At 66.7% G+C, this 13,117-nt stretch carries 13 protein-coding genes; 4 read left to right on the forward strand and 9 right to left on the reverse strand.

The features are described 5' to 3' along the window. Nucleotides 1–149: 149 nt before the first annotated feature. Both ACO6D6_RS05160 and ACO6D6_RS05165 read right to left on the reverse strand, forming a co-directional pair. A complete protein-coding gene (locus tag ACO6D6_RS05160) occupies nt 150–329 on the reverse strand; it encodes a hypothetical protein (RefSeq protein ID WP_484783801.1) in 180 nt (59 codons plus the stop codon). 1 nt (nt 330) lies between these two features. Next, on the reverse strand, nt 331–822 hold the full coding sequence (locus ACO6D6_RS05165; protein WP_484783802.1) for a peptidoglycan-binding protein: 492 nt from the start codon (nt 820–822) through the stop codon (nt 331–333). Nucleotides 823–1,479: 657 nt separating this feature from the next. On the opposite strand from ACO6D6_RS05165, the gene ACO6D6_RS05170 reads away from it, so the two are divergent. Next, a complete protein-coding gene (locus ACO6D6_RS05170; protein WP_484783804.1) occupies nt 1,480–2,241 on the forward strand; it encodes a hypothetical protein in 762 nt (253 codons plus the stop codon). Between the two features lie 79 nt (nt 2,242–2,320). Here ACO6D6_RS05170 and ACO6D6_RS05175 read toward each other — a convergent pair whose 3' ends face one another. From ACO6D6_RS05175 to ACO6D6_RS05205, 7 genes are all read right to left on the reverse strand, one after another. Next, on the reverse strand, nt 2,321–3,037 hold the full coding sequence (locus ACO6D6_RS05175; protein WP_484783805.1) for a type 1 glutamine amidotransferase: 717 nt from the start codon (nt 3,035–3,037) through the stop codon (nt 2,321–2,323). Further along, nucleotides 3,034–4,308, reverse strand: coding sequence for a MurT ligase domain-containing protein (locus ACO6D6_RS05180; protein ID WP_484783807.1), 1,275 nt, complete (start codon nt 4,306–4,308; stop codon nt 3,034–3,036). Before ACO6D6_RS05180 ends, ACO6D6_RS05175 begins: the two co-directional genes overlap by 4 nt. Nucleotides 4,309–4,605: 297 nt before the next feature. After that, nucleotides 4,606–5,109, reverse strand: coding sequence for a hypothetical protein (locus ACO6D6_RS05185; RefSeq protein ID WP_484783809.1), 504 nt, complete (start codon nt 5,107–5,109; stop codon nt 4,606–4,608). Between the two features lie 230 nt (nt 5,110–5,339). Continuing rightward, a complete protein-coding gene (locus ACO6D6_RS05190) occupies nt 5,340–6,182 on the reverse strand; it encodes a C40 family peptidase (RefSeq protein ID WP_484783810.1) in 843 nt (280 codons plus the stop codon). A 211-nt stretch (nt 6,183–6,393) separates the two neighbouring features. After that, complete coding sequence (locus ACO6D6_RS05195) at nt 6,394–7,248, reverse strand: C40 family peptidase (RefSeq protein ID WP_484783812.1); 855 nt, start codon at nt 7,246–7,248, stop codon at nt 6,394–6,396. Nucleotides 7,249–8,613: 1,365 nt separating this feature from the next. After that, nucleotides 8,614–9,093: an NUDIX hydrolase gene (locus ACO6D6_RS05200; RefSeq protein ID WP_484783813.1), complete on the reverse strand. Its 480-nt coding sequence runs from the start codon at nt 9,091–9,093 to the stop codon at nt 8,614–8,616. A gap of 9 nt (nt 9,094–9,102) precedes the next feature. Beyond that, complete coding sequence (locus tag ACO6D6_RS05205) at nt 9,103–10,179, reverse strand: branched-chain amino acid aminotransferase (protein WP_484783815.1); 1,077 nt, start codon at nt 10,177–10,179, stop codon at nt 9,103–9,105. Between the two features lie 241 nt (nt 10,180–10,420). Here ACO6D6_RS05205 and ACO6D6_RS05210 point away from each other — a divergent pair, with 241 nt between their 5' ends. The 3 genes from ACO6D6_RS05210 (at nt 10,421) to ACO6D6_RS05220 (ending at nt 13,114) form a co-directional block, all read left to right on the forward strand. After that, nucleotides 10,421–11,239, forward strand: a complete 819-nt coding sequence (locus ACO6D6_RS05210; RefSeq protein ID WP_484783817.1) for a hypothetical protein — start codon at nt 10,421–10,423, stop codon at nt 11,237–11,239. A gap of 37 nt (nt 11,240–11,276) precedes the next feature. Further along, nucleotides 11,277–11,684, forward strand: coding sequence for an FKBP-type peptidyl-prolyl cis-trans isomerase (locus tag ACO6D6_RS05215; protein WP_484783819.1), 408 nt, complete (start codon nt 11,277–11,279; stop codon nt 11,682–11,684). Between the two features lie 119 nt (nt 11,685–11,803). Continuing rightward, entirely contained in the window at nt 11,804–13,114 is a 1,311-nt protein-coding gene (locus ACO6D6_RS05220; protein ID WP_484783821.1) for an MFS transporter, read from the forward strand. Nucleotides 13,115–13,117 lie beyond the last annotated feature (3 nt).

Raw genomic sequence — 13,117 nt, forward strand, 5'->3', positions numbered from 1 at the left:
ATCAGCCGCCCCGGGGACCGGGCCCAGAACCGATGGAGGGGGCTCGCGCAAAGCACACGGTTGCGCAACCGCTGTTTCACCGCCACCGAGGATCAGGTCAGGACGCCACCGCTGATACGACTCCGAAGCGCCCGGTGTCGTCGCGCTGGTCAGAGGTACTGGTTGATTTCTTCCTGGAGCGCGGCGATGGTCGGGGAGCCCTCGTCCAGGACGCCGTCCCGGGCGAGCCCGTAGCGGCCATGATGGTGGCGACACCTGGAACGCGCAGGCCCGGGGCGGAGATCGAGGCGACCGGTGCGGCCGTCCTCCCCCGGACCTGCGCGGGCCACCTCATCCGACGTGCTTGTTGATCTCGTCCTGGAGCGCGGCGATGGTCGGGGAGCCCTCGTCCAGGACGCCGTCGGTGATCGTCCCGTAGTGGGCCTGCAGGGCCCGGATGGTGGTGGGGCCGATCAGCCCGTCATCACCGACCCCCAGCCAGCGCTGCATCAAGGCGATGGTCGCCGAGCCGCTCGCTTTATCGTCGGGAACCCATTCCCAGGCCGATCCCAGGCCGGGATTCACCGATGCCCAAGAGGCGGGCTGGCTGCGGATCCACCCGCCCTGGTTGAGTCTTATCCCGCGGAACACGATCTGCCCGAGGAATTTCTCCAGGGCCAGCGAGGTTCCCATTCCCCACATGCCGTCAACGGTCAGCTTGGTTGCCTTCGCCGCGGGGGCGCCGAACAGGTTCACCGCGCTCAGCACACCCATGGCGGGCACACCGATGGCGGCGGTTCTCAGCAAATGACGACGCGACATTCCGGGTTTTTCAATGGTCATTGTTTGATCCTTGTCTCTTGGATTTTGGGCACACTTCACCAAAGGCGGGACAGCTGTGAGGGGTGGAAGAAGATTTTCCGAGAAACGCATCCCGAATGGATGCGGAAATCGCGTCCCGGCCGCGGTTTCACCGGTTCAACGGCCCGGCTCAGGGCAGGGCTGAACCCGAGGGTTTGATCACCCTGAGGGGAATCTGGGTTTGTGGGAAAGCACTGATTCTGCTCCTGTCGATCCGTCTCGAACGTCTTTCGCGTTCGCCGAGTCGGCGACGCCGGGAATCCGGGGTTCACCGACTCGAACCGGTGCCCACTGGTGGGCACGTGATCATCTGGACATTCAGTTTTGTCGCGGAAACACGAGCCGTTCCGTTCGGCGCGTCCGCACACGTCCCGGCAAATGATTTACTTCCGCAAGCTCCGGTGTCTCCACACTAAGAGGCGAGGGGGTCACCTTCAACCCTGCACGCCGATTTTTCCCGGGGTTTCCCCTGCCCGGTGGGTGTTTGAGTCCCACCCTGCGGGGTTGAAAAAAATTTCGGCCCGGGACCCGCCGCGGAGTCGCGCGTCCCCGACCCGCTCCGGTAATAATTTGTTGTCGGGGAGCGCATAGCGCATCGATCAGCGCCTCCCCCGTGGACACCGTCGTTGGGAGACAGGCATGGACGCATCGAAGAAGGAGACCCCGCTGTACGTGACCCTGGAGGAACCCGTCACGGTCGGCGTCCTCTGCCGTTGCCTGACGAACCTGCTGGCCGGGGCCCTCCTCGGTTTCGCCCTTATCCTGTTCAGCGCGGTCCCCGGAGGGTCGCCGTCCGGCGGCCCGGCCCAGACGCCTCCCGCCAGCATTCTCCTCGGTCTCGTCGTCCCGGTGGTGATCGGGTTCCTCTCCCAGGGGAATGCCGCGGCCCTCTTCTCGGCCGGCACCGGCACTCTCCTGCTGGTCCTGCCGCTGTCCATGGCCGCCCCGCTCAAGTCGATGCTTCCCTGGATGGGCGGGGCCACCTTCATCGCCGCGGGAGCGGCCCTGCTGCTGCGCCACTCGTCACCTCCCGACGACAGTCCCGAGCCGATGGGACACCTGAAGTCGGTGGTGGCCGGGATATTCGCGGGGTTGCTGGATTGCCTTTTCCTGTCCTTCCGGGTCACCCCGACAGCGGCCCTGGAATCGGGACTCATCCCCTGCCTCGCGGTCGTCGCGATGACGCTGCTCAGCTTCAGGATGGTCTCCAACGGAACCTTCCTAGGCCCCATCGCCCTGGCCATCACCTGCACGGCCATGGCCGTGTACACGAACATCGGAAAGGACGGCTTCCTGATCGCCATGCTGTTCGGGGTGATCACCCTGTCGGCGGCGCTCCCTTCGATGATCGAGGAATCCCGCGAACCCCGGATCCTCAAGGTTCCGGTGCTCCCCGATTAGCGGCGCCACCCGGGCCGTGAGATCCCGCATGGCAGGGGGCAAGGACCCGGCCAGTCGGCTCCACCCCGTCCCCGGGGTTTCATCGCGGGCGGTTCTTGGCGGTGCGGTGGGCCTTCGCGGCGACCTCGTCGACGGGCAGCGCCGCCAGGTCCGCCGGCATGCCGCGACGTTCGAGGGCCTTGGTGATCAGGAAGTCCGCGACCCTCGGGTTGGCGGGCAGGATCGGGCCGTGCAGGTAGGTGCCGATCACGTTGCGGTACCGCAGCCCCTCCTGCTGGTCCTCACCGTTGTTGCCCGCTCCCCGCAGCACCTTGCCGAGGGGCTCGTGGCCGTCGTCGACGTAGGTGCGGCCGGAATGGTTCTCGTAACCGACGACCTCCCCGAACTCCGGGGATTCCAGGGTGACGTTGCCGATCAGCCGGTCGGTGCCGGCGCGGGTGTCGAGCGGCAGGATGCCCACGCCCTTGATGATCTTTCCCTCGCCGGTGACGAAGGTGCGTCCCAGCAGCTGGTACATGCCGCAGATCAGCAGCATCGGCGCGCCGTCCTCGACGAGGCGGCCCAGTTCGTCGATGTGGCGTTGGAGGTCTTCCTGGATCTTGTCCTGCCCGGCGTCCTGGCCGCCGCCGCCGAGGAAGATGTCCCCGGATCCGAGGTCGGTGTCATCGCCGGGGTTGTGGTCGACGATCTCGGCGTCGATTCCCCGCCACTGGAGGCGTTTCTGGAGCACGCGCGCGTTGCCCCAGTCGCCGTAGAGGTTCATGTCGCGCGGGTAGAGCTGAACGATGCGGATCATGCCACCGCCTCCTGGTCCTGGCCGAGGGCCAGCCCGGACATCAGTTTCCGCAGGGCTGTCATGGCGGTGTATGTGGTGTAGATGCGTTTCGGTCTGCCCGGGTTGAGGGCGGCGAAACGGTCGAGGGCGCGCTGCAGGTCGGCCTCCATCCCCCCGACGGGGACGTCGTCGTAGGCCAGGCGCAGCGCCATCCCGTCGGCGCGGGTGCCGGTGACCAGAGCGACGGAGTCGAGGGGGGTGAAGTCGACGTCCCACAGCCAGCTGATGTCGCGGCCGTCGGCGTAGTTGTCGTTGATGGCGATCATGTTGTCCGCCCTGCCGTCGGCGAAGGACAGCAGCGACAACCGGAAACCGCTGGGGTTCTTCACCAGCACCAGTTCCATCGGGACACCCTTGTAGGTGATGGTCTCGCCGCGGCCGAACGCGGGCCGCACGTTGCCGAGGGCCTCGAGGAGTTTCTGTGTGGGCACCGCGTCGCCGACGATCCGCCGCACCAGGGTCAGGGCGGCGGCGGCGTTGATGAGGTTGTAGACGCCGTTCAGGCTCATCTCGACGACGTGGTCGGTCCCGTCGATCTCGTAGGTTGCGCGTCGCCCGTCGATGGCCTTCAGCAGCACATCGGCGTGGGCCTCGTGGTTGGCTTGGGCCTGGCCGCCCTTGAGGGTGTCGTCGGTGGGCATCAGGGCAAGCAGTTCGTCGGTGGTGCCGAAGTAGACGGCCTCGGCCTTGGCGCGTTCCCGGATGCGGTAGACACGTGGGTCGTCGCGGTTGAGGATCACCGCCTCGGTGGCGGCCTCGGCGTTCTTGGCGAGCATCTCGGCGGCGGTGTCGATCTCACCGAACCGGTCGAGCTGGTCGCGCATCACGTTCAGGAACAGGCTCATGCGCGGTTTGACCTGGCGGACGAAGTGCACGGCCCAGGCCTCGTCGAGTTCCAGGACGGCGATGTCGGCATCGAGTCTGCCGCGCCAGTTGACCAGCGGCAGCAGCTCGGAGATCACGCCGCGGGAGAAGTTCGATCCGGTGCGGTTGGTGAACACCTTGTAACCGACGGCCTGCAGCAGCTCGGTGACCACCTTCGTGGTGGTGGTCTTGCCGTTGGTGCCCGAAACCAGCACGACGCCGCCGGGGAGGGGTTCCAGGGTGCGCCTGAGGTATCCGCGATCCATCCTCTCGACCACCAGCCCGGGCAACGCCGAACCACTGCCCCTGAGCCGTGCCACCTGTTTGACGAGCTTCCCGATCATGGTGCTGATGGTGTGACGAGGCATGAGGGGAATCCTAGCTCCTGCCGCTCGCAGGTCGACTCAGCCGGCTTCACCACTTCCAACCCGGTTGAGCCGGACCGATGGACAGCAGCATTGCATGCCCCTCCCGTGCACGACTCACGGAGGCTCGACGGTTCAACGTCACCACACGACGTTGAACCGTTCCTCTTCCGCGATTCGTGTACAGGGGAAGCGGGAAGGAGTGTGGCTTAGCCAGCACAGCCCCGGACACCCCCGCCATGGTTTCGACACGCCCGGCTCGCAGAGCGAAGGGCGGCTCAACCAACTTCGGGGGAGTCGCTACTCGTTCCCGGGTTGCTTGTACTCCTCGCCGTATTCCTCACCATTGGGTTCCGCCGGTTCGGGTGCCGCGGGTTCGGGATCCGTGGGCTCGGTTTTCTCGGTTTCCAGGTTCACGGGCCTGCTTTTCATGACCTCGCGGCCCTTGTCGCTGAGTTCGCGGAAACCCTTGTTGATCTCGTCGACGAACCGGTTCAGGTGGCTGCCGAGCTGCTCCAGGAACTCCTTGGCACCCGGGGATTCGACGTCCGGATGGGTCTTGGCGTACTCGGAGCGCTGCTCGTCGTAGAAGGCCCTCGCCTTCTCCCCCACGAACCCGGCGAATCCGGCGACGGCGTAGGCGGCGTCCGCCATGAACCTGAGTGCGGCGTCGTCGAGCCTTTCGTTGTCCGTCCTGTCCCGCCCGGTCCCCTCGGGAATGATCTCCCCCTCGGGAGCCCCGGCCTGTCCGGGTCGGGTGTTCTCGGCCTCGTGATTCTCCTGGCCGCGTTGTTCTTCACTCATTTCGTCCTCCGTTTCACAACGCCTCGAACTCCAGTGTCTCCGCACGAGCACGAAGACACCAGAGCCTCGTGCCCCTGAGCTTCCCCGGAACGGCCCCTGAGATCAGTTCGACGGCCCGGGGCGCCGGCACGATCCTGCCGGGTTTCCGTGGTGGAGGTCTCGTTTTCTTTCGCCACAGGAGAAGATGCCGGGGCGTGGGCCCACTCCGGTCCCACGCCCCGGGGCATCAATCAGAGGGCGCCGTTGTTGAGTTTCTTCTGCAGTTCCATGATGCAGGCCGAGCCTTCCGAGAAGTACCCGTCCTGGGGCGTGCCGCAGTATCCCTGGAGCGCCTTGATGGTGTTCGTGCCGATCAGACCGTCGGCACCGACCCCCAGCCGCTGCTGGAGAGCCTTGATGACCGTCGACCCGGTCGCCTGGCTGTCGGAAACCCAGTCCCAACCGCTGGTGAGTCCCGGATTCTTCGCCTGCCAGGACACGGCCTGACTCGAGACGATCCCGTCGACGGGGGTGCCGAGCACCTCTTGGAGGCGCCGGGTGGTGGTGGTACCCCAGTAGCCGTCAACGGCCACGGAGCCGCCGCCGGGGTCACGGCCGTAGTCGATCCCGGGAACGAGCCCGCCGTTGGTCCATCCGGGGTCGGTGTTGAAGTAGCCAACCGGCACGGACTCGTCGCGGGCCTCGAAGGAGGTGCTGTTGTCGCCACAGGAGATGCCGATGTGCCCCTCGAACCACAGGATCGCGCCCGGGGTCACCCAGGCCTGCTCGAGGCTGATCGGCTGGCAGGCGTTGTACTGGGCTTCGGAGACACGCGGGAATGAAATCCCCAGCCGGGCGAGCGACCACTGGACCAGCCCAGAACAGTCGAAGGCATCGGGGCCGGTGGCACCCCAGACGTAGGGGCACCCGGCCCTGGTCTCGGCCATCTGGAGAAAGTCACGCCCGGAAGGACCAGCCGAGGCGGGCGCGGCGCCGATGAGGTTGGCCGCACCCAGGAGCCCCATGGCGGGGACACCCAGCGCGGTGGTGGTCAGCAGGCTCCTGCGGGACATCTGTTGCTTTGCGGTGTTCATTGATTTCCACTCCTTGAAGTCGTGGTCAATCCCTGGCAGGTCAGGTCCTTCCGCCAGTGGATCGAACCTTTTTCCTTTGCGCCGGTCCTCACGACATAGCCGTCAGGTCAGAGGCGACGCGGCCTCTTCCCCCCAAGCACAGTGGCGGTGATCATCCGCACGCCACCCGGGTCGGTCTCCGCTTCCGTGGCTGGCCCGGGCGGCCCCACGGTCAGAACGTGTTGTTGTTGAGCGCCTCCTGGAGGGCCTTGACGCAGCTCGAGGATTCCGTGATGGAGCCGTCCTCGACAGTTCCGAAGTGCGCCTGGAGCGCCTTGATGGTGTTCGTGCCGATGAGACCATCCGCCTCGGTGCCGAGTTTCTGCTGAACCGCGCGGATCATCTCCGATCCTTGGGCGGAATCGTCGGGTTTCCATTCCCATCCGCTGGTCAGGCCCGGATTCCTGCTCTTCCAGGATTCGCCCTGACCCGAGACCAGGCCGTCGGCGGTGGTGCCGAGCACTTCCTGGAGGCGGCGGGTGGTGCTGGATCCCCAGTAACCGTCGACGGTCAGGCTGATGGTCTCGGACAGGTCGGGGTAGATCAGGCCCGGGACGAGACCGCCCGAGACCCACGGGCTGGTTCCCGGCTCGGTGTCGAAGCGTTGGAGCGGGTAGTCGTAGTTGCGTGCCTCGAAGGTGTGGACGCCGTCACCGCAGGAGATACCCACGTGACCGAAGTGCCACATGATGGCCCCCGGGGTTTTCCTGGCCAGTCCCAGGTCGATGACGCTGCTGGCCCCGATCTGCAGCTCCGAGGTGCGGGGGAAGTCAACCCCCAGCTGCCGGAGCGCCCACTGGATCAGACCGGAGCAGTCGAAGGCATCGGGGCCGGTGCCACCCCAGAGGTAGGAGCAACCGGTCCTGGTCTCCGCGGTCCCCAGGAAGTCGGCCCCGGTCCTCTGGGCGGCCGCTGCGGGCGTGGCTCCGGAGAGGCCGAGCACACCCAGGCTTCCCAGCGCGGGGAGGCCGAGCATCGTGGTTGAGAGAAGTTTTCTTCGGGACAGTCGTGATTTTGTGGTCTGCATCGCCTTGATTCCTTGATCGTGATTGGTTCGCGGCGGATGAGGTTCCTCGTAATCAGCGGGCTGGGCCCTTCTAGCCCGCACTGAAACCCTGCGACACCGGGTACGTTGTTCTGTTTTGAACGTCGCGCCCTGCTGCGGATCACCCGCCTGGCACGTCCTTGCCCGGTTACCACCTTCGTAACACATCCCGACCCTGCACTCAAACCATTCCTGAGGATTCTCAGCTCATCCCCGGGGGCGGTGACACCGTCCGACCTCCTCCCCAGTTCACCCGGCCGGACCTCACTGGGATCGTCGATTTCGCCCATCACAAGGGGTTTTCTCAGGGTTTCCGTTTGCGAACGGGCCGGAGGGACGAGAGGGACAGGTCGCCGGTCGCGACTCCGGAGGGTCATCCAAACGTACGACACCTCATTTTCTGAGAAATTACTGAGAAGCCCCGGGGGTTCCGGCCGGACCCCCGGGTCGCCCGATCAGGCCTTCGTCGCTGGTTCCGTTCTCCGTTTTGCAGAACCTCTGGCTCCGGCGCCACCGCTCGATCCCGGTGACACCAGGTCTTTCCGGAACCCCCCTGAGGCGACTGAGCCGACGGAACACCTGCGGTCGCGGTCAGATCGTGAGATCCGTTCCCCTTGGAACTCACGCGCCGCGGCGGCCGATCAGGCGACCCGGGCGGGGTTGGGGCTGTTTCCGAACCCCAACCCCCTCGGTTTGGAGACATCACCCGTTGTCGTCCCCAGGTGGGCCTCCTTGAACCTCCCGGAGTCCGACACGCCTTGCACCCCATGCACGCAGCGGTTTTCTCCGCGAGGTTCTCGTCCGGGATGATCTCGAACCGTCACCGCGCAGCCCGGGACAACCGGCCCAACGCCAGTTGACCCCGCCCTCGAGCCGGAACACAGGACCGCGCGACCGCCGGATTCATGACCGTGGAACCGTGGCCGCCTCATGTGCTCTCAACTCCTTTCGCGGTGGGACGGAATCGTTATCCATGCCGACGCGCCGAGACTAGCATCCGGAGAAAGGTTTCCTAAAATATTCTCAGGCTTCTATCAGGCTCCCGGGACGGCCTCCCAGCGGGCCCGGAAAACCGTCGAAACGGGCCCCGGAAGAGAGCAAAACCCTCCCGGCCGAAACCGCCAAACCGGCTTTGACTAGGTGGTTCACCGCTTCCCGCGGCGCGGCGGCGCGCGGCGGCGGACGGGCGAGGTACACGCCAGGTCTCACAACCCCCGGAATAAGACAACCACCCCGCCGACCAAAAGTACGACAGCCAGGCTTGTTCAGCACATTGCCTGAGGTTTATCTGAGAGCTCCCTGAGACGTCTTGCCGCCCCCTCCGGTGCCGGGGTTTCCTCCGCGGATTCAGGTACGCGTGACCCTCACCGCCCCGGGAATCACCCGGCCGTCGCGGTAGGGGATGACGGCGTGGAACTGGGGTCCGCCGTCGAAGACCAGGGGCAGGAAGTGGCGGTCGCCCTCCCACATGGGCAGGTCACCGAGTTCGGCGAGGGGAACCCAGCGCAGCGGGCCGTCGTCGTTGCGCTCCGGGGGTTCGCCGTCGAAGGCGTCGACGAGGAAGACCAGCCCGAACCAGTCGCTGCCGTCCGAACCGAATCCCGGCCAGGCGATGCTGCCGCGCAGCCGCAGGGAGGTCGCCTCGATCCCGGCCTCCTCGCGCAACTCCCGCCTCAGGCAGGCGACGGCGTCCTCACCGGGTTCCAGTTTGCCGCCGAGACCGTTCCACTTGCCGCGGTGGTCGTCGCCGGCGCGCTGGCGGTGCACCAGCAGCACCCGGCCGTCGCGGACGACGTATCCGAGGGTACCGATGACGGCCCGGAACACCACCGGACCTCAGACCACGCGGCGCAGCCAGCCGTGCCGGTCCTCGGCGCGGCCGAACTGGATGTCCAGGAGGTGGGAGCGCAGTTCGCGGGTACGCGGCCCGGGCTCCCCGTTTCCGACGGTCTGCACGCCGTGCTCGGGGGAGTTGAAGCCGACGATCGGGGTGATGACGGCCGCCGTGCCGCAGGCGAAGGTCTCGGTCACCCGGCCCGAGGCGATGCCGTCACGCAGCTCGTCGATGGAGATGGGTCGCTCGACGGGAGTGAGGCCGTGCTCGGGCGCGAGGGTGAGCAGCGAGTCGCGGGTGACGCCCTCCAGGATCGACCCGAGGGCGGGGGTGACGAGTTGGTCGTCGGCGGTGACCATCATGAAGTTCATGGTTCCGCACTCTTCCAGCCAGCGGTGCTCGGCGCCGTCGAGGTAGAGCACCTGCCCGCAGCCGTGGGCGGCGGCCTCGTTGGCGGCGGCGAGGCTGGCGGCGTAGTTGCCGCCGCACTTCGCGGCGCCGGTGCCGCCGGGCGCGGCCCGCGTGTAGTTGGGGGTGACCCACAGCTTCACGGGAGCCGGGTAGTAGGTGCCGACGGGCGAGGCGAGCAGTCCGTAGCGGTAGTTCTTGGCCTCGCGCACCCCGAGGTAGGGTTCGTCGGCGATCTCGAAGGGACGCAGATACAGGCTGCGTTCACCGTCGGGTTGCGGCACCCACGCCTGCTCCAGCGCGACCAGTTCGTCGAGGGAGGCGAGGAACAGTTCCTCCGGGAGGGGGGCCATTTCGAGGCGTTCCGCGGAGGAGATGAAACGCCGCGCGTTCTTCTCGGGACGGAACAGCCACACCGAGGAGTCGGCGTGGCGGTAGGCCTTCAGCCCCTCGAAGATCTCCTGCCCGTAGTGGAAAACCGCGGCCGCGGGGTGCAGCTGCCACTGTCCCGTCGGGATGATGCGGGCATCGCGCCAGCCAAGTCCCTCGGTGTACTCGGCGACGGCCATGTGATCGGCGTAGAACTTACCGAACACCGGATCCGCCACGATGGCGGCGCGCTCGGCCTCGGGCGTGGGATGGTCGGTGCGGTGGAGTTCAAACAGTGACATGACCGAAGAGTAGTCCACCGGCCGGGATGAAACGGGCATCACACCTGTTCGCGGAACACCGCGGCACGACCACCCGCCCTGAAACCCGGGACCCGGCGGCCATCCCCCCGGCATCGGCTCATATCACACGATCCGGTCAATTTGGATATGCCAGGGTTCACCCCGACTCTCCCCTGAACTTGACTTCCTGAGAATCCTGAGAGAGTCTTTCCCAGTCCGTACCCGAAAACAGGAGATGCCGATGCGCAAGCTTGTGATCTGGTTGACCGCGGCCGCGGTGGCCATCGCAGGAATTGTTCTGGCAGCATCTGCAACCGCCAAGGGCGAGAAACCCACGGTGGGACCTTCGGTGGTCGGCATCCACGCTCCCTGCCCCGCCACCCATCCCTGGCCGGGCGACAAGACCCCGATCTCCGAGATCACCAAACAGCTGGCCGACAACTTCGGCGTGACCTTGGCCGGCAACGGCTGGAACGACACGAACCGCACCCAGATCAGCGTCGTGTGGCAGGCCCTCGACGCCGTCTCCTGCACCGACTTCCTGCCCAGCCTCAAGGCCAAGGCGAGCGGCACCATCGGCATCAACGCCGCGAACATCGGCGGATTCGCCTGGGGTGACTGGTCACTGACGAAACCCGGCTACCTGACCTTCGACTTCACCAAGTGGAAGGAAGCCGTCGACCTCGGCGACATCGGCCGCCTGTCGCGCATCGTCATCCACGAGTTCACCCACATCTTCAACGCCGACCGGGACTCCAACCCCAAGTACTGGACCGAGTTCCAGGCTCTCGCGGCCAAGCAGGGCGTCTTCAGTTCCTACGCGGGCAGGAACAACCTGGAAACCCTTCCGGAGGTGGTCGGCTACTACGTGGCCCGCTGCGCCAAGGACAACCCCTACGACACCGGCCAGTTCAACGCCTACTACGAATGGGTCAAGACCAACATCTTCGCGGGCCGCGAGTTCGGTCCCGCCCCCGGCACCAAGGCCAACTGCGACGTGACCCGGGAACAGATTCCCACCCCCACCCCCGACTGGGTGAAGGCGCTCAGCGGCGACTGACGGCGACCGACCCCGGGAGTCGATAGGCTCCTGGCACATGAGCAAGACCAACATGCCCTCCGTGCAGGGCGCCAAGGGTTCAAAACCAACCCTCACCTTCCCCGGCACCGAAGCCCCCGAAGGTCTTCACGTACAGCTGCTCGACGCCGGAACCGGCCCGGAGGTCAAGGCGGGTGACACCATCTCGACCCACTACCTCGGGCAGTCCTGGGCAGGCACGGTCTTCGACAACTCCTACGACCGGGGCCGGCCGCTGAGCTTCCGCGTCGGCGTCGGCGAGGTGATCCGCGGCTGGGACGACGGCCTCGTGGGTCAGCGCGTCGGTTCCCGGGTCCTGCTGTCCATCCCCGCCGAACTCGGCTACGGCGACCACGGCGTCCCGCAGGCCGGCATCAAGGGCGGGGCGACCCTGGTCTTCGTCACCGAGATCCTCGGCATCGCCTGAGCGCTCCCTTCCCAAGCCGGGTGAGCCGGGTCGCGAGGAACGAGCGACCCGAGTCGAAACCGACTGCACAGCCCGGAACCTCTACACTTTCCGCGGACGTGGTGGGAAAGGAGCACGAGGTGGCAAGGACCGGGCGGCTGGCCTGGATCGTGTGGGGCGTCGGCATCCTCGCCTACTGCATCGCGATCATGCAACGCACCAGCCTGGGGGTCCTCGGGATCCAGACGGCGAACCACTTCGGCACCAGCGTCGGTATCATCTCCACCTTCGTGATGGTCCAGCTCGCGACCTACGCGCTGGCGCAGCTGCCCGTCGGGGTGCTGGTCGACCGCTACGGGTCGCGGGTGGTGATGATCGCGGGTTCCGGGGTGATGGTCGCCGCGCAGGTGATCATGGCCTTCGCCGACTCCCTGCCCCTGGCCTTCGCCGCCCGCATCCTGCTGGGCATCGGCGATGCCTGCATGTACGGTTCGGTGCTGCGGCTCATCCCCGAATGGTTCGCGCCGTCGCGGGTGCCGGTCCTGACGCAGCTGGCTGGGTTGCTGGGGCAGATGGGGCAGGTGGCCTCCGCGACCATCCTGCTTCCTCTGTTCAACACCCAAGGCTGGGTGTGGGCCTTCCTGGGTGCAGCCCTCGCCTCCGTGGTCGCGGGGGTCATGAGCGCCGTGTGGGTTCGCGACGTACCCCCCGGCCGGACGCGACCCGCCCCGAAGGAGGAGAAACTCTCCGACCTGCCCCGCGGCATCGCCGACGCCTGGCGGCATCCCGCGACCCGGCTCGGGTTCTGGGTGCACTTCACCAGCGGCTTCAGCGTCAACGTGTTCGCGATGATCTGGGGCATCCCGTGGCTGCAACAGGCGGAGGGACGCTCGGAGGCCGAGGCCGCCTTCCTGTTCAGCCTCACCGTCTACGGCTCCATCGTCTTCTCGCCGCTGCTGGGCTGGCTGACCTCGCGTCACCCGCTGCGTCGCAGCAACCTGGCTCTCGCCGTCATCGGGTTCAATGTGCTCGGATGGGCGGCGGCGCTGCTGTGGCCGGGAAGGGTGCCGTGGTGGCTGCTGATCCTCCTGGTGGTCGCGATGTCCGCGGGCGGTCCGGGCACCGGCATCGGATTCGACTATCCCCGCACCCTGCTGCCCCCGCACCGCCTCGGCGCGGCCAACGGCCTGGTCATCACCGGTTCCTTCACGGGCGCCACCCTGAGCCTGCTGGCCATCAGCGCCTTCCTGGGCTGGCTCAACCCCTCCGGCGACTACACCGCCGAACAGCTCGACCAGGCCATGGCTTTGCAGTTCCCGTTCTTCGCCGTCGGCCTGATCGGCATCTTCGGCACCCGCCACCGGCTGCGCACCATGATGCGTCCCCACGGGGTGATCGTCCCGACCTGGCGGGAGGTCGTGGAAAGAATCCGCGCCAGCAGGCGGCGCTGAACA

The organism is Arachnia sp., from assembly GCF_057238465.1.

Coding starts and splice junctions, on each gene's coding strand:
- ACO6D6_RS05215 (WP_484783819.1), top strand. CDS start 11,277: ATGAGCAAGACCAACATGCCCTCCGTGCAGGGCGCCAAGGGTTCAAAA.
- ACO6D6_RS05205 (WP_484783815.1), bottom strand. CDS start 10,179: ATGTCACTGTTTGAACTCCACCGCACCGACCATCCCACGCCCGAGGCC.
- ACO6D6_RS05210 (WP_484783817.1), top strand. CDS start 10,421: ATGCGCAAGCTTGTGATCTGGTTGACCGCGGCCGCGGTGGCCATCGCA.
- ACO6D6_RS05175 (WP_484783805.1), bottom strand. CDS start 3,037: ATGATCCGCATCGTTCAGCTCTACCCGCGCGACATGAACCTCTACGGC.
- ACO6D6_RS05165 (WP_484783802.1), bottom strand. CDS start 822: ATGACCATTGAAAAACCCGGAATGTCGCGTCGTCATTTGCTGAGAACC.
- ACO6D6_RS05170 (WP_484783804.1), top strand. CDS start 1,480: ATGGACGCATCGAAGAAGGAGACCCCGCTGTACGTGACCCTGGAGGAA.
- ACO6D6_RS05180 (WP_484783807.1), bottom strand. CDS start 4,308: ATGCCTCGTCACACCATCAGCACCATGATCGGGAAGCTCGTCAAACAG.
- ACO6D6_RS05190 (WP_484783810.1), bottom strand. CDS start 6,182: ATGAACACCGCAAAGCAACAGATGTCCCGCAGGAGCCTGCTGACCACC.
- ACO6D6_RS05195 (WP_484783812.1), bottom strand. CDS start 7,248: ATGCAGACCACAAAATCACGACTGTCCCGAAGAAAACTTCTCTCAACC.
- ACO6D6_RS05185 (WP_484783809.1), bottom strand. CDS start 5,109: ATGAGTGAAGAACAACGCGGCCAGGAGAATCACGAGGCCGAGAACACC.